Below are 22,206 nucleotides of genomic sequence, written 5' to 3'. Positions count from 1 at the left end.
CTTTGATAAACTCGTACCTCAAACATATCAAAACTACTAAGATTTTCAAAAAACACTTCACTAAGACTGATAAAAAAGTTTTTAAATGTGCTTCAGTTTTGTCAACATATTCCTACGTATAAGTTAAATTTCTACTTTATAACTCTATATGAAATGGAGGAAGATAATTGTGAGAAAACTTAAGAACACTGAAAAGAGCTGGGTTCTTTATGACTTAGCTAATTCGGCCTATAGTATGACAGTTACCTCAACTATATTGCCACTGTATTTTAAATCCGTTTTTGCAAATACTGGAGGATCATCGGCTTTGTCCACAGCTTATTGGGGCTATTCCAACTCTATAGGAACTCTGATAGTAGCTATACTTGCGCCTATTTTAGGAACCTTAGCTGATTACAAAGGTTATAAAAAGAGATTTTTTAATGTATTCTTTATAATGGGTATCACCACCACCGCTATGCTGGCATTGGTACCAACTAAATTTTGGCTGATGCTATTAATAGTCTACGTATTGAGCTCCATAGGCTTTTCAGGGAGCTGTATTTTCTATGATGCTTTCTTAGTTGATGTTACTACAGAAGATAGGATGGACTATGTTTCAAGCATGGGTTTTGCTATAGGATATATAGGAAGTACCATTCCTTTTATATTATGCATGGCTATAGTTATGCTAGCACAATTCAATATTATACCTTTATCAGTAACTACAGCATCAATAATTACCTTTGTAATAACAGCAGTATGGTGGGGAGTATTCACTTTGCCACTTATACGTAAGGTAAATCAGGTACATGGAATTGAAATTGAAGCAGCACCTATAAAAAACAGCTTTAGTAGGCTTGGAAGAACCTTTAAAAATATAAAAATGCATAAGCAAATCTTCTTATTTTTGTTAGCTTATTTTTTTTATATCGATGGAGTAAATACCATAATAACCATGGCAACTTCCTATGGATCGGATTTAGGCATAAGCACTACCAGCTTACTGCTTATATTACTAGTAACACAATTTGTAGCTTTTCCATGTTCTATAATATTTGGTAAATTGGCTGAAAAATATACTGGGAAAAGAATGCTGCTAATAGCGGTGTTGATTTATTCTGGAATATGTATATACGCCTTCTTTATAAAAACTTCCTTTGACTTTTGGGTTTTAGCAATGCTAGTAGCTACCTCACAAGGTGGTATACAAGCTATAAGCAGATCTTACTATGGAAAGCTAATACCTAAAAATAACTCAAATGAGTTTTTCGGATTCTATAATATATTTGGAAGATTTGCTGCTATTATTGGTCCTTTTTTAGTAGGAATAGTAACACAAATAACTGGAAAAACAAATTATGGTGTTTTCAGCATAATAGTTCTTTTTATAATTGGAGGACTTGTTTTAATTAATGTACAAAACGACCATGAAAAAATTATAAAGAAGGTGTAGAAAAAGCAAGAGCGATTTGTAGAGTTTCAATTCCATCAGGGTTTGGAACGTGATTTTTAATCGATAAAGGAATGATTATGACAAATCATCATGTTATAGAAACTAAGGAAATAGCAGAACAGAGCTTTGCCGAATTTTATTATGAAGCTGATAAACAAACAGTCAAAGTAAAGTTAAGACCTGAGAAGTTATTTATCACTTCTCCTTATTTAGGATTTTTTGATGTCCATTGTCTAATACAAGATGAAAAAGATCTTTTAGAAGTAGAAGTACCTTCATTTAAAGGGGACAAAAGGTTTGCTGATATTGGCTTTTGGAATATAGAAAACTTTAATAATTCTGTCAATCAGCAAAGGATTACTGATGTAGCAAAAATTGTTACTGATTTATCAATGGATGTATTAGGGATTATAGAAGTAGAGAATAGTGCATTAGAAGATATATCTAAAGAAGAAATGGTTGCAATAATTGAAAATACATGTAATTGTAATGTTGAACATATTGTACCACAAGCATGGTTCAACCATAATAATCCTATGAAGGGAGATTTACATCATCTTTTTACCTGTGAAAAAGCATGTAATCAGTTTAGAGATGATGATGCATACTATGATTTCCCAGATTATAATCCGGAAAGCAATGTAGAAAAAAATAATAAGCAATTGTGGTAAAGGTGAGGTTGAAAAATTTGAACCTGAATCGGGAAAGGGAGAAGCAGCAAGAGCAGTATTATATTTCTTATTGAGATATCCAGGAAAAATTAAAGAAGATAGAAAAAATAGAATTAATATAGACTTATTGTTAAAATGGCATAAGGAGTTCCCTGTATCATTATATGAAAAACATAGAAACAAAGCTATCTATGAACTTCAAGGAAATAGAAATCCTCTTATAGACTTTCCTCAATGTGCTGATAGTATAGATTTTTCATTTGGTCTAACTTAATTTTCATGTTTGCTATTTAAAATTTATATTTGCTATTGAAATCTTGGAGCGCTATTAGCAAGCTCGAAGTGCACCTCTAACTATAGAGTCTGATCCCATAGCAGGAACGTCCAGTTCCTGCTTACTATTATCTTCTCAAAAACTGCAGGCTTTGGGCAATTATTCGGATATGAAATACATCTGCCCATAAGATGAAATACTCATAACTTTTTCCCGCTATTTGGATGGGCCATGGGTATGTCACAATTAAAGCTGCTTGTTTCATCATTTCTCTTGGTTGATCGGTGGAGGGTAAGATCATCCGAGCTGGTTGTCCCTGAATCCTAAGAGAAACTGTAACAGGTCGGGAACCGTAAGGCTCCAGTTGGTGAAATGCTTCCTGCCCAGCAACTTGATCAAGTGACAAGTTACCGCCAGAAATGGCTGAAATTTGGAAAAACGCTCCATTTGATCCGTAGCGTTCCTCATAACCAGGAATTTTCACCCAATGTTCTGGGTAATAAAACTTTATGTTATAGTCAGGGTTTAAATAGATTTTAGTGGGGGTCGGGGATACGCGAATAAACCAATAAGGATTGGAAGAAAAGTAATAACCCATGATCATGCTCCTTCCTGATCTAAGATAAATAGTTTTGTTGACCACCATAGACGTAACTTTTTAGTACAACCATCAGACATGACATGAAGCTCATCCGCCGCTATGATGTATAACAGTGAAGTAGAGAGAATAAATTACCTCATCCTCTCTACTTAACCTCTTTGTACACAGTTTTCAATAAGGTCTTTTTATTTCCAATATCTTCGCTTCCAACATTGTATTACAGGTACCCACATAGGAACCCAAGTTACATGAGGAGCATAAGCATATCTTTCATTTAAAGATAGAGAATTTGTAAAAGCAGAGATAGAAGTTCGCTGTCCGCCGGCAGGTCCTTCAGCCAATTTTGTTACGGCTACATAAATATCTGAGATTTTATACCAAGTAGCATAATCTACAATACCAGTCTGAGGTAATCTAAAAATACGTTGAAATCTTTTTACTTGATCTTGAGTTTTCGCTCCGAACAAGCTGTCAACCGGTAATTTTTGAATCGCTGGATAGTTCTTAGATATTCGATTTAAATAGGTTTGGATGGTTTCTACATCCTTTCCACTCGATCCTATTTGCAGGTTAGATCCTGGAAAAGATTCTGGGATTCCCTGCACCTGTTTGGCACGCTTCACCTCAAATTCCGAACCATAAAAATATTTTAAAATTTGCAAATAGTTTTCTCCCAAATCGGCGCGAGATTTACTGCCCCATTGTGTCAACCAACCTGGGCACTTCACTCTTCTCCCATCACAGTATTGGGACAAGAAAGGTGCATCTATTTCAGGATTAGGATTTTTAATATATTCAGTAAATATACTGTCAACCACATTGCTAATATTTGCATAGATATTTCTGTTATGAATGTATTTATGATCAAATGCAGTGGAAGAAGTAATGGTAAAATCTTTTCCTTTAGAACGATAAAATTCTGTGTATACACGGTTTAACGTAAAAGAAATAATACATACAACATTAGCTTTAATGGCTTCTATTGGCCAAGTTGGATAAATTTCGCTGCAGGCTACATTTTTGATATATGTTTTAAAATCAACAGTATATTTAGGTCTAGAAGCATTATTGGGATGTCCATCATGAACAATAACATGACTAGGTACTACTGGATCTCCCTGTAATAGAAAAAAGAACTGTGTTGGTACTACTTTCTCAATTTCTTCTTCTTTTAATTTGACTTCTCCGCGTACCAACTCGTGTTCAGAGATATTAAATTCTTGTACGACTTGACGACTGTATGTTCGCTCTGCACGAGTAAGTTCAATCTGTTGAATTGATTCGGTATCTGCAAAAATTTGAACTCCTTTAATTTCTACAGTAACATATCCAGCCGCTTCGACCATTACATTGTATTTGGAATACGGTTCGACGTCAGCAGGAGTTAAAGAAAGTCTTTTCTCTACAGACTCTAACCTAATTGCTTCGGTTTGACCTGACTCATTGGTTTGACGTGTAGCAATTAGATTTCCGCTCATATCTCTAACGGATACTTTTGCTCCTGCAATAGGACTTGCTTGATCTCCAACAAAAGCAAATACAATTAATGTACCGGTGACTTGTCGGACAGCCAAACTATCTCCACTTAACATAAAAAACACTCTCTTTCTTATTTTTAATTTAGTATATGCATTTGCTAATATAAAAGTGCAGCAATCGGCGTTTGTCAAGAGAGTTGTCGCGTGATTTTTGAGTTTGTTGTTGTTAGCAACTTCGGTCGATTTGCTTCCACAGTATGGAAAGGTTAGAAGTTCTTCTTGATGATCCAACACAGTGTATTGGAATTAATAAAAAATTGTTTATCCGATGACTACCCGCTCTAATACTCCCATCTTCTTAAAAGTGGGAGTAAAGAGCGGCTACGTCCCTGGATTCGTTCAACTAAGAATCAGTTGGGGTCAAAACCCCATCTGATTCAAGTTTCACTTTATGTTAGTAGTTTGTATGAGCAGTTATTAAAATATTCATATAAAGATTTAAAAGAATTATTTAAAAAAGCAAAAACAAAAGAGGAACAAGATTTTTATATCACTTTATCTGATATAGTGCTGCAAGAGGAACAAGAAAAGGTAAAAGGAAGGTAAAAAAATTATAACATGCATGATACTAGGATATCCTGATGTGAAATATTTTAGAACTGTGCCAAGAAAAGAAGCAGATATAAGTTGAAAATAAAATTGTTACTAAGGCAGTAATATAAAGGTGTGGTAAGAAATTTACCACACCTTTGCTTATATAGATCAGCTATGATTGCAAAGGTTGGTGGTCTTTGGGATACACTGCTTGGAGAGGGAAGACACTTCTGGACATTCGTTAATTCTGATTTTCATAATAATGATGAAGATTTTTGGCCAGGTGAATATGCTAAGAGCTATACCTATGTTAACGGTAATACTTACGAGGATCTGATTGAAGGAATGAGATTCGGGAAATCTTTTTCAGTTCATGGTTACCTTATAAACAAATTGGACTTTACAGCAAAAAATCGCATTAATACTGCTGATATGGGACAAACGCTTGATATGAATAAAGGTGAAAACTGCCTGATAAAGATAAAATTCAAGAGTCCTGAAGTTAACAAATATTATTGAATTCCTAAATCCCTGGCAAATATCATATGTGTTTCAAAGTTATCCGGGTTATCCTCATTAAGATTGAATACACGTGCACCTCTCATTCTGTTGTTTTGGTCACCGCCCAAACCATATGTTCCAAATCCGATGTTGGCAGAATACCCTAAAGTTATACCATAATAGTTACCTATTTGAGGCAGTAGGAAAAAATATATTTAAAGGCAAATAGATTTGGTGCAGAGTTTTTAGTACCTAGCATTTGAAAGAATTATTAAAAATGGTTATTGATACTGCAAGTAAGGAATTAGGTTAAATACTAATAGTTACATGAGTAATTAGCACATAAAATTTGAAATTTATAAATAAATTAATAAGCTGAATAATAAAAATTTAACATTCTTTCAGATAAATTAAAGTATACTTAATTTGTTTATGGTATTATTGTAAAAAAAATCAATTTATGTGAAAGGGTGTTTTTTATGATTAAAGGTTCATTAATTAAAAAGTCAGCAGCGGTTTTTATCGTAATGTCTGTTCTACTTCAATTACCTGGTTTTTCTTATAATAATACCGGTTATGCCAGTACAAGCAGTTATTCATGGAATAATAAGATTCCTGAAAAAGTTCCTGCATTAGAGAAAAGCAATGGAAAACTTGTACTTTTTGACAATTCCCATAATGAAACTGCAGGTGCAGCAGACTGGGTATTAGATGGAGGCTTTTCAGATTTTGCAGATGATTTAGTAGCTAATGGATATACTGTTAGAGAATACAGAGGCGTTGATAAGAATGGTGATGGTGTTATTCGCTATTATGATGACAGAGTAGCAGAAAACGTTGATAAAAATGAAGAAGTAATTACTTATGATGCTATTAAAAATGCAGATGTTTTTGTTATGGCAGAGCCAAATAGGCCCTTTACTATAGGAGAAAAAAACGCTCTAAAGCAATTTGTGGATTCAGGAAAAGGTATATATTTTATAGCTGATCATTATAACGCTGATAGAAATAAAAATACCTGGGATTCCACAGAAGTTTATGATGGTTACAATAGATCTACGAATTACTCTTATAATATAGGTGGAGCCTATGGAGATTTGAGAAATCCTCAGGATGCAACTAAAGGCTGGCTTGCAGAAAACTTTGGATTAAGATTTAGATTTAATGCCATAGACTTAAAAAGTGGCTTTAGCGGTATAAAATCAACAACAGAATCTGAAGGCATTACCAGTGGGGTACAACCTGTATTGATGGCTGCAGGGTCAACATTATCTATAGTAGATGGAAATAAGGCTAAAGGTATTATTTATTTATCCTCTACAGATAGTCCTGTTAAATGGTCAAGTGCTGCTGATGAAGGCCTTTATTTTGGTGGAGAAGCTGAAGGTGCCTATGTTGCAATTTCTAAACCAAGTCAAGGAAAAGCAGCCTTTATAGGAGACTCCTCCCCTATAGAAGATGATACTCCAAAATATATGAAAGAAGAAAATGGATATGCTAAAAGTACCCATCCAGGGTATAAAAGTACTGGAAATGCAGCAAAGCTTTCTCTAAACATAATAAATTGGTTGTGTAAGCAAGAAAGTTATGTAGGTTTTGATGGAATTAATCATACTAAAGGCGTTAATACACCTACACCTATGGCAGATGTGGAAAAGACTCAGAGTCAAACAGAACCTTGGTCAACCCCTAGCTATAATTATAATCCTTGGAATACAGATACTTTTGCGTATGGTTCCTACAATGCACCACAGGGTCCAGGTGGTACATCAGATACACCAATTAATGTGACAACTATTAATGAGGGCTTTACTAGTGTAATGGGAAGCAGCAGTTCTATTACCTCTGGAATACCTACTGGATGGACCTTTTCATCAGGTATGGCAATCTATAATACCACTGGTAACTATGGAGCAGCTTCACCATCGATAAAGCTTCAGGCAACTGGTAATCAGATAACTACACCTAGTTTTTCATTATCAGCTTCCGCTACTCTTTCATTTTGGTTAAAAGGTAATTCAACGGATTCAAATTCCCATCTATTAGTAGAAAAGTATAATGGAACAAGCTGGTCAACCGTTGAAGATATAAAGCCTATACCTACTACAGCAGTTACCAAGAGTTATACATTAGAAAATAGTGTTACGCAAGTTAGATTTACTTATACAAAAAGTGCAGGGAACATAGCACTTGATGATGTAAAAATTAATTAGTAGCTTATGGAGTTAACATCCAAAATCAAGAAACTATTTTTCAAATTTTTAGGGAAGTCATTTTTGCTTCCCTAATTTACATTTTATAAATATTCTCACTTTATTTGAATTTATAATTAATTTGTCTCTTTCAATAGCAAAAAGCTGACTGTAAAAATTAATCCTTCCTTACTGTCTAGATCTAAATGCAATTAATGTATATTTTACAAATATTAACTATGAATTTATATACTTTAAAATCTTTCAGTCCTTTATTATTTAGGCATCGAATCTAAATAATAAAATGTTATCCATCTCCCAACTATAGAGGATGAAAGAATTCTACATGATTGAGTTAAATCTTATCAATTACAGTTATCAATTGCTCTAAAACGCCAATAGCACTAACAGCCTCTATAACCGGCAGAACTCTTGGCACAATACAGGGATCATGTCTGCCTTCAACCTTAAGTTTCGTATTTTTTATTTCAACAATATCAATTGTTTGCTGTTCTAAGCCTATAGAGGCTGTGGGTTTTATGGCACATCTTAATACGATTGGCATACCATTAGTTATTCCACCAATAATGCCTCCATTATTGTTTGTAAGGGTTTTGATTTTACCATCCTCTATTGTATAAGGATCATTAGATTCTGAACCCTCCATTTCAGTAATAGGAAAGCCTTTTCCGAATTCAATGGCTTTAACAGCAGGTACCGAAAAGAGCAGATGGGCAAGAGTACTTTCAACAGAATCAAAAAATGGATTTCCTATGCCTGGCGGTACATTTAATACTGCACACTCAATAATGCCGCCAACAGAATTTTTTCTCTCCTTAGCATCTAAAATACATCTTTTCATAGCTTCGGAAGCCTCTTCATTTATCACAGGAAAAGCTAAAGCTGATAATTTTTCTAAAATGTCATCACTTATCACCGTTAAGTCGAAAGCTTCATCTTTTACATTGTGTATACTGAGTACATGACTAATTATTTTTATACCCTTTGCTGCTAAAATTTGTTTTGCAATAGCACCACCAAAAACTAGAGAAGCAGTAATCCTTCCGGAAAAGTGTCCACTTCCTCTATAGTCATTAAAGCCCTTATATTTGATTCTTCCACCATAATCTGCATGACCCGGTCTCATTGCATATTTTAAATTAGTATAATCGCTGGATTTGATATTCTTGTTTCGAATTATAGCACAAAGCGGTGTCCCTGTAGTATGCTCTTCAAAATAACCGCTCAATATTTCAAAGTTATCTTCCTCTTTTCTTGGTGTAACCAAATCGCTTGAGCCTGGAGCCCTTCTCTGCATTTCTTTCTTTATCAATTCCAGATCCAGCTTGATTCCAGAAGGAAGACCGCTGATGACAATTCCAATGGCATCACCATGAGATTCTCCAAATATGGAATATTGTATATTTTGTCCCCATACTCCACTCATATTGCATACCTCCATTCTTATGTTAAATCAATCTACATTTTTATTTTACATTACTAGTTTATTTTACATTACTAGACTTGTGCACTAAATGATTCTTATGATGTTTGCCTTTTTCACATTCTCCATAAACTCATCAAGTTTATTAATAGTCAATTTCTCCTTCAAGTAGCGGTATTAACTATATCTTTAACCTTGGAGTATTTATTATACAACCCAATTTTAGGAGATTTACACACTCTTTTAATAGATATAGCCGAAATAGAGAATATAAATTATTAAACTAATTTAACAAATTAGTCTTAAAAAGGAAAAATACTACTTCGCAAAAATAAAATTTTAGCATATAATAATATTAAAGTAATAATTATTATTTAAATATTATTATTTTTATATCCTTAAAAAAATAATATTTACTAGAAAACTTTATTTTAGTAAAATCATTATGATAAAAGGAGCAATTATATGTTATTATTGTTAACAATAATTTTTTCTTTATTATACTCTTCTTTAGTTGAATATTGTATTCATAGATTTCTTCTTCATCGTTCTTATAAGCAAAGTCACATAAAAGATCATCATAGGATTTTTCATGGAATTAAATCTTATGAATTTAATGAACCAAATCCTGAAGATATTATTTCAAGTAAAAAAGATATCTTAATTACTGTTGCTTTTTCATTACCTATTGTTCTGATTATATTTATTCAAAATAAGCTCTTTGCAGTGCTATTTTTGTTAACAAGCTTTGTCTATAATTTATGGGGAGAATACGTACATTTTTGCTTTCACAGGACTAACAATAATATTCTAGATAAGTTTACATTTTTTAAAAAATTAAAAGAGCACCACAGAGTACATCATTACAACTATAATACTAATTATGGTATAGCTTCACGTTTTTGGGACATAGTATTTGGAACAAAAAAATAATGTATGTTTTACTGCTATTAAAGCCAATGCTTAAAAGCTTAAGTGTTGGCTTTAATACTGAATAACCTTACTTATTTTTAGATAGAATATATTTAACTGAAACATCTTCAGAAAAGAATTTTTAAGTAATAAGGCGTGGAGACATGACCTTTAGCTTGAGGGGTAAAGGAGTGAAAACATGGATGCCTCTAAACAAACACATACTTCAAAGGTAAGTATTGCTCCAATGGTGGATAGAACTGATAGACATTTTAGGTATTTTTGCAGAATTATTACTAAAGAGTCTCTACTATATTCTGAGATGATAACTACTTATGCTATACTCAATGGTGATAGAAAAAAACTTTTAGATTTTAATCCCTATGAAAAGCCAGTGGCACTTCAAATAGCTGGCTGCAACCCAAATGAAGTTTATGAGGCAGTCAAAATAGCAGAAGATTGGGATTATGATGAGATAAATTTAAATGTAGGCTGTCCTTCTGACAGAGTGTCCGGAAATGAGATGGGGGCAGTGTTAATGGCATATCCCGAGGTTGTTGCAGAAATGGTTGGAGCAATGAAGAAAGCCACTAAAAAGCCTGTTACTGTGAAAAATAGAATAGGAATTGAAGGGAAAAATGTGCTTCCCAGTTCTTTTAGTCGAACTCTCCTAGATAAATACGAGGATATGGAAAACTTTATAAAAATAGTTTCAAAAGCAGGAGTTGATACCTTTGTAATTCACGCAAGAATTGCTATATTAGAAGGACTCAGCCCAAAGGAAAACAGAGAGATACCTCCATTAAGATATGAGGAGGTTTATAAGCTAAAAAAGGAATTTCCTAACCTAAATATTATAATTAATGGAGGAATTAAAACAGAGGAAGATATAGAAAAGCATCTAGAGCATGTAAATGGAGTCATGATTGGACGTGCAGCCTATGAAAATCCTTTTTTTCTTACAAAGGTTGATAAATATTTTCTAAATAAAACTGAAAATAGAATTACAAGAAGAGAGATTATAGAAAGATTTATTCCATATGTTGAGGAGGAAGAGAAAAAAGGTACTCCTACAAATGCACTGCTCAGGCATATATTAGGTCTATTTTATGAAAAAAGAGGAAGTAAAGTTTGGAAGCAGTTTATCACACCTCCATATAAAAAAGGGAAAAGTGGCATACAAATACTAAATGAAGTATTGGAGGTATTGCCGCAGGAGGTTTTGGACGAAAAACCATAATTGCGGTTTAAAGTGTGGAAGAAAAATAAAAGGGCATCTTAAGTCTTATGAAGCCCCCACTTCTAAAGTGGGGGGGAGTTCACCTTTCAAATGCTATTTTTATAGTTTTTTAATCCAGCAAGTTCAGCAGTATCCTTTTTCACCCTTTAGTCTATTTACTTTGCATTGATCTGAAATTCTTCGTTCAGAGGTACTTTTGTTTCTAATTTTTCATATTTATATAGATATCCACGCCCGAAATTTAACTTATACTCCAGAATATGCTGCCAAACTTCGGCACGTTAAAAACTTTTAATTAGTCTAAAGTTCGTGTTTATGAAAATCTAAGAACCTTCGATAAACTCGTACCTCAAACATATCAAAGCTCCTAAGATTTTCAAAAACACTTCACTAAGACTAATAAAAAAATTTTTAAAAGTGCCATCAGTTTTGGCAACATATTCCTACGTATAAATTAAGTTTCCAGCTAGGAATCCTATAATAGGGAACTTGCTTAGTTAATAAATATTATTGAATTCCTAAATCCTTGGCAAATATCATATGTGTTTCAAAGTTATCTAGGTTATCCTCATTAAGATTGAATACACGTGCACCTCTCATTCTGTTATTTTGGTCACCGCCTAAACCATATGTTCCAAATCCAGTGCTGGCAGAATACCCTAAAGTTATACCATAATAGTTACCTACATAGTCATTAACATGATCATGTCCTACAAAGACACCTTTTACGTCTCCTCTTTCCAGCATGGCTGAGAATAAGCCGCTGTTAATGGCTCCAGGGCATTCAGTTTCATTTTTTTCGCCTGTTACGTTATGAGTATCTTTTGCAGCCCACATCTGACCAAATTCTATTAAAGGTATATGAAAGAACATTAGTGAAGGTATTTTCTTCTTATTCTCTGCTTCAAGCTTAACAGAAGTATCATAATACCATTTAATTTGGCTGAATTTTATCCAGTCGTAGCCGCCCAATCCTTGTTCGGAAATTGTTTGCGGAGCATATCTGCCGGAATCCAAAGCCCAAATGTTAAACACTGGTTTATTACCTTTGGAGCTGTTTATAAGAACATTCATATTACCAGTACCCTGTACATCCTTAGGAGAAGTTTTATTGATGTTATAGGCATATGCCATATATATTATTAACATTTCATCTTCGTTAACTCCCTTTGTTTCTTCATCGTGGTTACCAAAGGTAATCAGCCATGGTATTTGCTTTTCCTCTACCGGAGCAGCTATTTTATCAATTGCTTGCTTTAGGTCATCTTTGGTATCACATCCCCTGATATTATCTCCTGTAAATACTACTAAATCAGGCTTTTCCTGCTCAAGAACCACTTTCATAAGACTAACTGTTCTTGGATCAATATTCTGTGTGTCCTGAGTATCAGTAAATTGCACAATCTTGAATTTTTTGTCAGAGTTAAACTTTAACTTAATATCAGCTTTTTGTGCAGCACGCACATCCGATCTTGGTACTCCTAAACTTACTACTGCTCCCAATACACTTAAGCATAGTGTTGCGATAATTACAGTACTAGTCAGACGTTTAATACTAGGCATTTTCATCATATCAAACACTTCCTTATATAAATTTTTTAACCTATCATACCTAGTCTAGGCTTCAAGGTATAAGCTTATTATATAAAGACTTTATTGTGTGTAATTTGAATACATGTAAAATTAAGGTAAATAATTATATAGAAAGGATTCCTATATGTCAACGAAGACGATCTATCATGATACTATCGTCAAACTGCTGGAAGCACGAAAGCAATATGTCTCAGGTGACCAGAAAATTACTTATTATTCATCCAATACATCCTCTACGCCCGGATACGATTTGCTTGCTAGTGTTCGATACGGAACATGTAGGAAGACAGGTGTAGCAACCGTCATCAGTAACAATCCTAACACAAAAACTACAATTAATGTGAATATGGGCAAGGGACATGCCAATCAAACATTTGTAGATGCCACAGGATTCAACTCTAATGAGTTAACAACGGATAACAATGGAATTTTAACAGTCCCTGTCAATGGTGTTAGCAATCCTCTAGTACATGGTTATTTAGGTGTTTGGGTGCCAAAAAATGATGGTTATACTGGCAACAACGGCAACAATCGAAACAATGGAATGTGCCCGAAGAAGCCATTCATTACGAATTCTTTGGACCTTCAGGAAAATTGGAAGTGGAAGTTGATTTTCATCCCACACTTCAAGAAAACCATTAAAGAGACAGTTTGAATCCGTTCTTTTTATTAATATATAATATTGTTGTTATATAGATAGTAAACTATAAGGTTTAATTTATTAGCATATTAATTTTCCACTGTAATATCTAATTTACATTTAAATTATTAGTACTTATTTGATGGAATTGCTGCTATGTATGAATGTTGTATAATAGGACGATGATGTTATAGTTTTAGTTTTATACTTTTGAAATACTTATAAGTATTTCAAGAAGCTTGCAGGAAAATAAAAAACGTAGAAATAGTAAAATCAAAAGCTAACAATAATCATTAGGCTTTTACAAGACTATTTATGGTAACACACAACCGCTGGAAGTGATCAAGACAAATGATAATCGAGTGAGAGTAGGTTAATAAGCAAGTTCAGGGGACAAGGACTCCCTTCGCTAGGGTATGCGGTACTACCCGCAATTTGTAGAAATATAAGAAGATGTCCTAAAACAGCCATTTGGCTGTTTTTTTCAATTGGTAAACTTGCATCAAGTTTATACAAACTGTATCACTCTGAAACAAAGATTAATGAATGTTTTGATAATTAGTGGTGGAAGATGCTTATGATCTTATGTATCACACTGGTACAATGTATAAAGTTCTAAAGTTAAAACTTAGCCTATATAGATAACCATGCCCGAAATTTAACTTATACTTTGGAATATACTGCCAAACTTCGGCACGTTAAAAACTTTAATTAGTCTAAAGTTCGTGTTTATGAAAATCTAAGAACCTTTGATAAACTCGTACCTTAGTCCGGACCAACTTATCAATTACCATTGATAAGTCGCTGGTTGAAAGCCATTCAGGCTTTCAACCATATAAAAGCTCCTAATATTTTCAAAATCACTTCACTAAGACTAATAAAAAAGTTTTTAAAAGTACCATCAGTTTTGGCAGCATATTCCTACGTATAAGTTAAATTAAAGTTTAGAACTTGAAGCACTATGAATTTAATAACAGTGTTATATTGGCATAAAATTTGCTCTAAAATAAGATGAATAGGATATGGAGGGAATTAGATGCCAAAAGTTTTAATTAACGGTAAAAGTATTTATTATGAAACCCATGGTGAAGGAGAACCACTGGTACTTTTAAATGGAATAATGATGAGTACTGTAAGTTGGAATTCTTTCATCAAGGCATTTTCTCAAAACTATAAGCTTTTTTTAATAGACTTTATTGATATGGGACAATCGGATAAAGCAGATTATAACTACAACCAAGATGTTCATGTAGAGACGCTTAAAGGAATTTTTCATAAACTAGGTTTTGAAAAGGTTAACATGGTGGGAGTATCCTATGGAGGAGAAGTTGCCATTCAATTTGCAATTAAATATGGAGAAATGCTTAATAGTTTAATTTTAGCAAACACTACAAGCTACACCTTTAGTGCATTAAAAGACATTGGAGAGGCTTGGGATAGAGCAGCCGCATCTTATGATGGTTCAGTATTTTTTAATGCTACCATGCCGTATATATATTCCTCAGAGTTCTATGAAGCTAATATAAAATGGTTGAAGGACAGAGAAAAGTTATTTCAAAAACTTCTCACACCACAATGGTACGAAGGTTTTAGAAGGCTAAATGCCAGCTCTTTATCCTATGACGCAAGGAAAGAGCTTAACAAAATTAAAGTTCCGACTTTAGTTGTAGGAGCAGAATACGATTCACTGCTGCCTGTTAGGTATCAAGAGGAAATTCACGAGAAAATAGAAAATTCAACAATGGTTGTAATTAAAGGAGCTGGTCATGCTTCCATGTATGAAAAACCATATGAATTCTCAACCTTAGTGCTTGGCTTCCTAAGTTCATACAATCAAGAGTTCAATATAATCTAAAAGTTAATAGGGGGATCTAAAATGAAAAGCAATGAAGAAATCTATAAAAGTAAAGTAAAAACAATACCTGAGGCTTTAAAACTAATTCAGTCAAATGACGTAATTTTTGTTGCTCAGGCGGGCGCAGAACCTGTGTCCATATTGGATGAGCTTCATACCATAAGTGAAAATGGTGTTACAGGAGTAGAACTTCAGAACTGTTTGCCAATGAAAAACTATGAATTTATAAAAAATTCTCAATATAAGCATAACATACTTATCCATGGGTGGTATTTTACATCAGATTTAAGAGAAGCACAAAAAAGAGGAAATGCAACCTTTACTCCGCAACATGCTCATATAGCTGTATGGAAAAAGTTATCTTCAATAAAAGGAAGGAGAAAAAAACTATTAACAACCTGTTCTCCAATGGATAAACATGGATACTTGTCACTTTCTATCAGCAACATATATGAAAGAGAGCTTATAGAAAACGGAGCAATGTTAATTTGTGAGGTTAATCCTAATTATCCGAGAACTTTCGGAGACAATATAGTTCACATTAGTGAAGTGGCGGCACTAGTCGAAACAAACCGTGCTATTCCAGAAGTGCAATTGGTACCATACACAGATACGGATAAAAAGATAGGAGAATATATTGCGGAATTAGTTGAGGACGGTTCCACTATTCAACTTGGCATTGGAAATATACCTAATGCTGTAGCTGCTGAATTAAAAAACAAGAAACATCTTGGAATTCATACTGAAATGTTTACAGAATCCATGGTACAGCTTATAGAGAGTGGAGTGGTAGACAACTCAAAAAAGGGATTCTATGATGGAAGAGCTGTTTGTGCATTTGCTTTTGGAAATAGAAAACTATATGACTTTTTAGATGACAATCCAACAGTATTATTTAAATCCGGTTCTTGGGTTAATGATCCGTATGTTATAGGTAAAAACAACAAATTTGTATCCATAAATGCTACTCTTGAGGTAGATCTAGTAGGACAGTGTGCCTCAGAATCCATAGGAAGCATGCAGTATACTGGTACAGGCGGTCAAGCAGACACAGTAATAGGTTCTCAGAAATCAAAAGGTGGAAAATCAATTATTGCTATGCATTCAACAGCCACAATTATAAATACAGAGGGTAAAAAAGAAAAAATTTCAAAAATAGTTCCTTTCTTAAAGTTAGGCTCCATTGTTAGCCTTTCAAGAAATGATGTGGATTATGTTGTAACTGAAAATGGAGTAGCATGGCTTAGAGGACTATCTGTAAAAGATAGAGTAAATGCTCTAGTAGATATTGCACATCCTGATTTTAGAGAATGGCTCAGATTCGAGGCAAAGAAAAATATGATTTGGTAAAAATATATTGGAGGGGAAAAATATGGGGAAAAAGTCAGGGTTGTTTTATGGATGGTGGATTGTATTAGTAGCATTTCTTTCAATAGGAATAACCTATGGTACAAAAGGAGCTTTTGGGGTTATTCAGCTTTCAATGCTAAAAGATCTAGGTTGGACAAGAGCAGAAGTAGCTGGTGCCCTATCTGCTAATATGTTCATCTATGCTATAGTTGTTTCCTTTGCAGGACGAATAATGGATAAAGTAGGAGTAAGGAACACATTGGTATTTGGAGGATTTTTAATGGGTTTATCCTATTATTCTCTAACTATAATAAAGACACCAGTTCAATTTTACTTATGCTACGGTGTATTCTTAGGTGTTGCGGGTACTTGTATGGGAATGGTTCCTGGCCCTACTGCTGTAAGTCGTTGGTTTGTGAAAAAAAGAGGACTCGCACTAGCAATAGCATTAGCAGCATCACCTCTAGGCAGTGCCATATTTACAGTTTTATCAAAAAATTGGCTTAATACCATTGGTTGGAGAGGTACCTTTAGAATTATGGCAATCATGTCCTGGGTTCTCGTTATAGTACCTGCAATATTATTAATGAAAAATAAACCAGAGGATATAGGATTACATCCAGATGGAGAAGTAGCAGAGATAACATCTCAAAATCCAGCATCAGCATTAAATTATGTTGATGAGGAAGATTGGACCCTAACGAAGGTCTTAACATCACCTAAAGCTTGGGCATTATTTTTAGCATATTTCTTTATGGCAGGTAACGGATGGGCACAGGCAGTTCATCAAGTTCCTCATCTTGTAAACAACGGAATTAGTAAAGGCACTGCTACCAATGCATTAGCAGCTAATATGTTCCTTAATGTAATATCAATGCTAGCTTGGCCGGCAATTTCAGACTATATAGAACGTAAAAAAGCTTTAATTATTGCACTGGTACTTCAAATTGTAGGAGGTATTATATTAATAAATTCCACAAGTGTTGGAATAACCTATATGTTTGTCTTTGTATCAGGACTTTCATACACAGGATGTTACGGTTTGTTTAGCGCACTAGCAGCAGATTTGTTTGGTAGAAAAGGGCTTGGAACAGTTAATGGGGTTATGGCAACCTTCGGTTCACTAGGGGCAGCAGTTGCTGTTTATCTCGGTGGATATGTATATGATATTATTAAAAGCTACAATATAATCTGGTATGCAGGTATTATAGGACTTATATTAGCAATTGTGTTAACAATAGGACTTGGCCGTTTAATAAATGCAAAAAAATCCACATCAACTTCGGTATAGAATATGTTAAAAAAGGTTTTAAGAATTAATAATAGAAATATATATATCTATAGAGTTACAATTTCAAAAGTTGATTTATAGCATTAAAGAAATTACTAATGGATGGAATAAAGTTAAAGGTGATTAATTACTAGTTGACAGTAAATGAGGATTTTTTCTGAAAAATTTTAAATTTAAGCAGAAAATCAACCATTACTGTCAACTGGAAATTCTTAATTGTAAATATTTATATTGTATAAACACTACCAATAATTCTTTTAGTGTAAGTCAAGATATGACTTTGAACTCTATAAAAAATTTTAAAGGTGATGCTATGTCAAACTTCATTAATTCTAAAGAGTTTCTAGATTTCTGCCATCAGGCTTTTGACAATATACCTATTACGGTAGACTTTTTAGATAAAGATGGCAGAATGATTTATATAAATAAGGCTTTTGCTGATTTTCTTGAAATTCCAAAAGAAAAAATGATAGGTAAAATTGTTACGGATATAAATCCAACCTCCAAATTCATGGAAACACTTAAAAATAAAAAGGCCGATATTGCTAGAAAACATAGATTCCCCAATGGTAAGGAAGCAATAGTGCATAGAATACCAATTCTCGACAACGAAGGAAATGTAGTAGGTGGATTTGGCATGATTCTTTTTGAAGAAATAAGCCAAATGAAAGCTATAATAGAAAAATGTGATGCCCTTGATAAGGAACTCAAGTTATACAAAAATCATATTGCTAAATTTAGTACTGCGAAATATAAATTAGATGATATTATAGGAAAAAGTAAAAGCATGAAGGAATGTAAGAAAAAGGTTGTTAAATTTGCACAAATAGATCTGGATGTACTTATTACCGGGGAAAGTGGTGTGGGTAAAGAACTCTTCGCTCATGCAATACATAATGAGAGTACAAGAAAAAATAATCCTTTTATTAGTATAAACTGCTCTGCAATACCCATAAATCTTTTGGAATCAGAACTTTTTGGTTATGAAGAAGGAGCTTTTACTGGAGCTAAAAAGGGAGGAAGTATAGGAAAATTTGAACTTGCAAAAGGCGGCACAATATTTTTAGACGAAATAGGAGATATGCCTTATTACATGCAGGCTAAAATTTTAAGGGTTCTTCAAGAGAAGGAAATAGTAAGAGTAGGAGGCAAAAATACCATTCCCATAGATGTTAGAGTATGCTGTGCTACAAATAGAAATCTAGAACTCTTAATTAAAGAAGGAAAATTTAGAGAAGATCTATACTATAGGCTTAATGTATTATCAATAGAAATACCACCTTTAAGAGAAAGAAAAGAGGATATAGATGTTCTAGTAGACAAATTTTTAAGTTCCTTTTATAAATATTCTGGATTGTTTAGAAAGATAGCCAAAGAAGTAATGGTTATTTTAACGAATTACGGATGGCCAGGTAATGTAAGGGAGCTGAGGAATGTTGTAGATAAGATTTGCGTAAATGCAGAAGAAACAAATATTAAAGAAACTGATTTACCTGATTATATACTAAAAACTTCATCAAAAAATAGATATGAAGTTAAAGATTTAGGATTAAGCAGCTTTTTAGACTCTATAGAAAAAGAAATTATTATAAATACACTTACAGAGTGTAAAAACAACAAAAGTGAAGCAGCAAAAAAACTTAAAATACCAAGGATATCCTTTTACAGGAAGTTAGAAAAGTATGGAATAAAATGAAACTCAATTTATACACTGAAAATATACAGATTTTAATGAGGAGCCTTATCTTGTCAATTATGAAAATCTAAGAATAAGGAGAGAGATTAAATGTTTAAAATTAAAAAGTACAATAATATTCTACAAGAAAAGCTTAATGCTTGCCAAAGGATTTATACGAAATAGGGGAAAATCTAGATAATCCAGATGGAATACTTCTTAGAAGTTTTAATTTACTTGACGTTGAGCTTCCTGAAAAGCTTAAGGCAATTGCAAGAGCTGGAGCTGGAGTTAATAATATACCAATAGAAAAATGTTCTGAAAAGGGAATTGTTGTTTTTAATACTCCAGGAGCTAATGCAAATGCTGTTAAAGAACTTGTTTTAGCATCTCTTTTTCTTTCTTCAAGAAAGATATATAAGGGGATAAGCTGGGCTAAATCACTTAGAGGAAAGGGTGAGGAGGTTCCAAAATTAATAGAAAAAGGTAAATCTAATTTTGAAGGAGCAGAAATTAAGCGAAAAAAACTTGGAATTATAGGTCTTGGACAGATAACAACAGTATTAGCTGAAAATAATATTAATATTGCTAGTATGTTAAATACACATAAGGATAAAATTGGATACCAACGTGGTTACAAAGAATATCAAGTTGACCGAACATCCTAATAGTATTTTCGACAATTGCTTTACATTGCTGCTTATCTCTCAAGTCCCCAGGCATTAATAAACACCTTTATCCAAGCTGTTCTATTCTCATCTTTGTTCGATTTGCATCTTCGTGCTCATCTAAATAAGAAATGGCCACGTCAGCTCCTTCTTTAGCAAAGACTATAGCTACAGCTGCTCCAATACCGCTGTCTCCGCCTGTAATGAGCACCACTTTTCCAGTTAATTTGTCGCTTCATTTATAGTTCGGGTTTTCGATAATAGGTCGGGGTACCATAAGTCCTTCAACACCAGGATGGCGAAGTTGACGCTGTTCCGATAAATTAATGGGTATTTCTTCAATTTGAATTATCCTTTAATCTAATTATCACGAACATAAATAAGCTCATTATAACTAAAAAGGTAGTCATCAATGAATGATTATATTTTTCCAATGTATTTAGCAGGTTTATATAAGGAGTTAAAACAGTATTTTTAGTAATAAAAGAAATGTAATTTGGGATGAAGAGTTTTTATACTTCATCTTTTTTTAATGTTAAAAAATAGTAACTGTTCAGCTGTTAATAATATTTAGTTTTATTGCTATTATAAATCTAAAATTCATATCTTTACGTCTTTATTAGTTTTGTAGTATTATAAACAAGCAAACCTCTTAAACTAATGAAAAGGTGGCGGCAAGTTATGATAATTCCTTTTTAAAACATATACTAACATAAAGATGAGGAGTAGAAAATGGAAAGTTTAGTATACAGCTTAAATGCTACAATTCCAATATTCTCTGTCATTGTAATAGGTTATATCCTAAAACAGGCAGGAATGTTAAATGATAACTTTATAGAAGTAGCCAATAGATTTAATTTTAAGGTCACTCTACCCATATTATTATTTATTGATATAGCGTCAACCAATATCATTAAGAATTTTGATGGAAAATATGTATTGTTTTGTGCGGTAGTTACAACCATTTGTTTTTGGACAATCTGGTTTATTACTAAAAAGTTCATGAAAGACCCTTCGATGATAGGTGCTTTTGTTCAGGCATCTTTTCGTGGAAGTGCGGCTATTTTGGGAATTGCCTTTGTTCAAAATATTTATGGTGATGCCGGAATGGCGCCATTAATGATTATAGGAGCAGTTCCTCTTTATAACATATATTCCGTTATTGTACTTACATTCGAAGGGGATAACAATGAAAAAGGAACGGACAATATAAAAAAAGCATGCATTAATATTATAAAGAATCCTATTATAATTGGAATTTTACTAGGAATGTTGGCATCTATATTAAATATTAATTTTCCTAAAATAGTTCATAAAACATTGGAGAATTTTGCTGTTATGGCTTCCCCATTAGCATTAGTGACAATTGGCGCTGGCTTTGAAGGAAAAAAAGCATTGGCAAAAATAAAACCCACTTTAATAGCGAGTTTTATTAAATTAATAGTTCAAGCGGCTTTCTTTCTACCACTGGCAGTATTTTTGGGATTTCGAGATCAAAAGCTTATTGCTTTGGTCATTATGCTGGGGTCTCCAACTACAGTAAGCTGCTATATTATGGCAAAAAATATGAATAACGATGGTGTTTTGACTTCCAGTATCATTGTAGTAACTACTTTACTATCAGCTTTTACATTAACGATTTGGATTTTCATCCTAAAAAGTTTGGGGCTTGTCATATAAGAATTAATAGACCAAGCTATTGTTGAATTGCGTAAAGTTTATAAAGATACTTATATACTAGATATAAAAAACTCAAAATTTTACTAGATGAAAATAAGATCAATATATTATA

Annotated in this window: 18 protein-coding genes and 2 pseudogenes; 15 read left to right on the top strand and 5 right to left on the bottom strand. The window is 33.3% G+C overall.

Annotated features, from left to right (window positions below; all coding sequences use genetic code 11):
• Positions 1 to 169: 169 nt before the first annotated feature.
• The 3 genes from HGI79_RS16905 to HGI79_RS23345 all read left to right on the top strand — a co-directional run bounded on the left by HGI79_RS16905 (position 170) and on the right by HGI79_RS23345 (position 2,380).
• Positions 170 to 1,435, top strand: coding sequence for an MFS transporter (locus HGI79_RS16905; RefSeq protein WP_185651850.1), 1,266 nt, complete (start codon positions 170 to 172; stop codon positions 1,433 to 1,435).
• Between the two features lie 77 nt (positions 1,436 to 1,512).
• Positions 1,513 to 2,106, top strand: coding sequence for an endonuclease (locus HGI79_RS23350; RefSeq protein ID WP_207725806.1), 594 nt, complete (start codon positions 1,513 to 1,515; stop codon positions 2,104 to 2,106).
• Positions 2,087 to 2,380 (top strand): endonuclease, encoded by a 294-nt coding sequence (locus tag HGI79_RS23345; protein WP_313885224.1) that lies wholly within the window; start codon positions 2,087 to 2,089, stop codon positions 2,378 to 2,380. The genes HGI79_RS23350 and HGI79_RS23345 overlap by 20 nt, the downstream gene beginning before the upstream one ends.
• 127 nt (positions 2,381 to 2,507) lie before the next feature.
• Here HGI79_RS23345 and HGI79_RS16895 read toward each other — a convergent pair whose 3' ends face one another.
• Positions 2,508 to 2,978, bottom strand: a complete 471-nt coding sequence (locus HGI79_RS16895) for a peptidase M56 (RefSeq protein WP_185651849.1) — start codon at positions 2,976 to 2,978, stop codon at positions 2,508 to 2,510.
• Between the two features lie 188 nt (positions 2,979 to 3,166).
• Positions 3,167 to 4,750 carry a peptidoglycan-binding protein gene (locus HGI79_RS16890; RefSeq protein WP_207725805.1) on the bottom strand — a complete coding sequence of 528 codons (1,584 nt, stop codon included), beginning with the start codon at positions 4,748 to 4,750 and terminating at the stop codon, positions 3,167 to 3,169.
• Between the two features lie 304 nt (positions 4,751 to 5,054).
• Here HGI79_RS16890 and HGI79_RS22930 point away from each other — a divergent pair.
• From HGI79_RS22930 to HGI79_RS16880, 3 genes and pseudogenes are all read left to right on the top strand, one after another.
• Positions 5,055 to 5,150, top strand: a pseudogene (locus HGI79_RS22930) (nitroreductase); the annotation flags it as partial.
• A 35-nt stretch (positions 5,151 to 5,185) separates the two neighbouring features.
• On the top strand, positions 5,186 to 5,572 hold the full coding sequence (locus tag HGI79_RS16885; RefSeq protein ID WP_185651848.1) for a hypothetical protein: 387 nt from the start codon (positions 5,186 to 5,188) through the stop codon (positions 5,570 to 5,572).
• Positions 5,573 to 6,033: 461 nt separating this feature from the next.
• Positions 6,034 to 7,767, top strand: coding sequence for a hypothetical protein (locus HGI79_RS16880; RefSeq protein WP_241428248.1), 1,734 nt, complete (start codon positions 6,034 to 6,036; stop codon positions 7,765 to 7,767).
• A 334-nt stretch (positions 7,768 to 8,101) separates the two neighbouring features.
• On the opposite strand, the gene aroC is transcribed toward HGI79_RS16880, so the two are convergent.
• The gene (gene aroC, locus HGI79_RS16875) at positions 8,102 to 9,193 is read right to left on the bottom strand and encodes a chorismate synthase (RefSeq protein ID WP_185651847.1); all 1,092 of its coding nucleotides are present in this window, start codon (positions 9,191 to 9,193) and stop codon (positions 8,102 to 8,104) included.
• 462 nt (positions 9,194 to 9,655) lie between these two features.
• Here aroC and HGI79_RS16870 point away from each other — a divergent pair, with 462 nt between their 5' ends.
• Together HGI79_RS16870 and dusA are read left to right on the top strand one after the other, a co-directional pair.
• The gene (locus HGI79_RS16870; RefSeq protein WP_185651846.1) at positions 9,656 to 10,123 is read left to right on the top strand and encodes a sterol desaturase family protein; all 468 of its coding nucleotides are present in this window, start codon (positions 9,656 to 9,658) and stop codon (positions 10,121 to 10,123) included.
• A gap of 178 nt (positions 10,124 to 10,301) precedes the next feature.
• The gene (gene dusA / locus HGI79_RS16865) at positions 10,302 to 11,342 is read left to right on the top strand and encodes a tRNA dihydrouridine(20/20a) synthase DusA (protein WP_185651845.1); all 1,041 of its coding nucleotides are present in this window, start codon (positions 10,302 to 10,304) and stop codon (positions 11,340 to 11,342) included.
• A 507-nt stretch (positions 11,343 to 11,849) separates the two neighbouring features.
• On the opposite strand, the gene HGI79_RS16860 is transcribed toward dusA, so the two are convergent.
• A complete protein-coding gene (locus HGI79_RS16860; protein WP_241428247.1) occupies positions 11,850 to 12,914 on the bottom strand; it encodes a metallophosphoesterase family protein in 1,065 nt (354 codons plus the stop codon).
• Between the two features lie 145 nt (positions 12,915 to 13,059).
• Here HGI79_RS16860 and HGI79_RS16855 point away from each other — a divergent pair, with 145 nt between their 5' ends.
• The 6 genes and pseudogenes from HGI79_RS16855 to HGI79_RS16830 form a co-directional block, all read left to right on the top strand.
• Positions 13,060 to 13,590, top strand: coding sequence for a glycoside hydrolase family 70 protein (locus HGI79_RS16855; protein ID WP_207725804.1), 531 nt, complete (start codon positions 13,060 to 13,062; stop codon positions 13,588 to 13,590).
• A 1,021-nt stretch (positions 13,591 to 14,611) separates the two neighbouring features.
• Entirely contained in the window at positions 14,612 to 15,430 is an 819-nt protein-coding gene (locus HGI79_RS16850) for an alpha/beta fold hydrolase (RefSeq protein WP_185651844.1), read from the top strand.
• 21 nt (positions 15,431 to 15,451) lie between these two features.
• Positions 15,452 to 16,780 carry an acetyl-CoA hydrolase/transferase family protein gene (locus HGI79_RS16845; RefSeq protein WP_185651843.1) on the top strand — a complete coding sequence of 443 codons (1,329 nt, stop codon included), beginning with the start codon at positions 15,452 to 15,454 and terminating at the stop codon, positions 16,778 to 16,780.
• A 22-nt stretch (positions 16,781 to 16,802) separates the two neighbouring features.
• Entirely contained in the window at positions 16,803 to 18,071 is a 1,269-nt protein-coding gene (locus tag HGI79_RS16840; protein ID WP_185651842.1) for an MFS transporter, read from the top strand.
• Positions 18,072 to 18,384: 313 nt separating this feature from the next.
• Entirely contained in the window at positions 18,385 to 19,767 is a 1,383-nt protein-coding gene (locus tag HGI79_RS16835) for a sigma-54-dependent Fis family transcriptional regulator (protein ID WP_185651841.1), read from the top strand.
• A gap of 90 nt (positions 19,768 to 19,857) precedes the next feature.
• Positions 19,858 to 20,315, top strand: a pseudogene (locus tag HGI79_RS16830) (3-phosphoglycerate dehydrogenase); the annotation flags it as partial.
• 166 nt (positions 20,316 to 20,481) lie between these two features.
• Here the strand turns inward: HGI79_RS16830 and HGI79_RS23515 are convergent.
• The gene (locus tag HGI79_RS23515; RefSeq protein ID WP_313885223.1) at positions 20,482 to 20,628 is read right to left on the bottom strand and encodes an SDR family NAD(P)-dependent oxidoreductase; all 147 of its coding nucleotides are present in this window, start codon (positions 20,626 to 20,628) and stop codon (positions 20,482 to 20,484) included.
• A 518-nt stretch (positions 20,629 to 21,146) separates the two neighbouring features.
• Between HGI79_RS23515 and HGI79_RS16820 the strand changes: the two genes are divergently transcribed.
• A complete protein-coding gene (locus tag HGI79_RS16820) occupies positions 21,147 to 22,094 on the top strand; it encodes an AEC family transporter (RefSeq protein ID WP_185651840.1) in 948 nt (315 codons plus the stop codon).
• The last annotated feature ends 112 nt before the right edge of the window (positions 22,095 to 22,206 follow it).

The organism is Clostridium sp. DJ247, assembly GCF_014231265.1.
Note: the sequence above shows the minus strand (reverse complement) of the source record. Positions and strands in the feature narration are given on the sequence as shown.

Bases quoted from the DNA above. Each gene is read 5' to 3' on its own strand.
- dusA (WP_185651845.1), top strand. From the start codon at position 10,302: ATGGATGCCTCTAAACAAACACATACTTCAAAGGTAAGTATTGCTCCA.
- HGI79_RS16880 (WP_241428248.1), top strand. From the start codon at position 6,034: ATGATTAAAGGTTCATTAATTAAAAAGTCAGCAGCGGTTTTTATCGTA.
- HGI79_RS16860 (WP_241428247.1), bottom strand. From the start codon at position 12,914: ATGATGAAAATGCCTAGTATTAAACGTCTGACTAGTACTGTAATTATC.
- HGI79_RS23350 (WP_207725806.1), top strand. From the start codon at position 1,513: ATGACAAATCATCATGTTATAGAAACTAAGGAAATAGCAGAACAGAGC.
- HGI79_RS16840 (WP_185651842.1), top strand. From the start codon at position 16,803: ATGGGGAAAAAGTCAGGGTTGTTTTATGGATGGTGGATTGTATTAGTA.
- HGI79_RS16845 (WP_185651843.1), top strand. From the start codon at position 15,452: ATGAAAAGCAATGAAGAAATCTATAAAAGTAAAGTAAAAACAATACCT.
- HGI79_RS16895 (WP_185651849.1), bottom strand. From the start codon at position 2,978: ATGGGTTATTACTTTTCTTCCAATCCTTATTGGTTTATTCGCGTATCC.
- aroC (WP_185651847.1), bottom strand. From the start codon at position 9,193: ATGAGTGGAGTATGGGGACAAAATATACAATATTCCATATTTGGAGAA.
- HGI79_RS16855 (WP_207725804.1), top strand. From the start codon at position 13,060: ATGTCAACGAAGACGATCTATCATGATACTATCGTCAAACTGCTGGAA.
- HGI79_RS16870 (WP_185651846.1), top strand. From the start codon at position 9,656: ATGTTATTATTGTTAACAATAATTTTTTCTTTATTATACTCTTCTTTA.
- HGI79_RS16835 (WP_185651841.1), top strand. From the start codon at position 18,385: ATGTCAAACTTCATTAATTCTAAAGAGTTTCTAGATTTCTGCCATCAG.
- HGI79_RS16820 (WP_185651840.1), top strand. From the start codon at position 21,147: ATGGAAAGTTTAGTATACAGCTTAAATGCTACAATTCCAATATTCTCT.
- HGI79_RS16850 (WP_185651844.1), top strand. From the start codon at position 14,612: ATGCCAAAAGTTTTAATTAACGGTAAAAGTATTTATTATGAAACCCAT.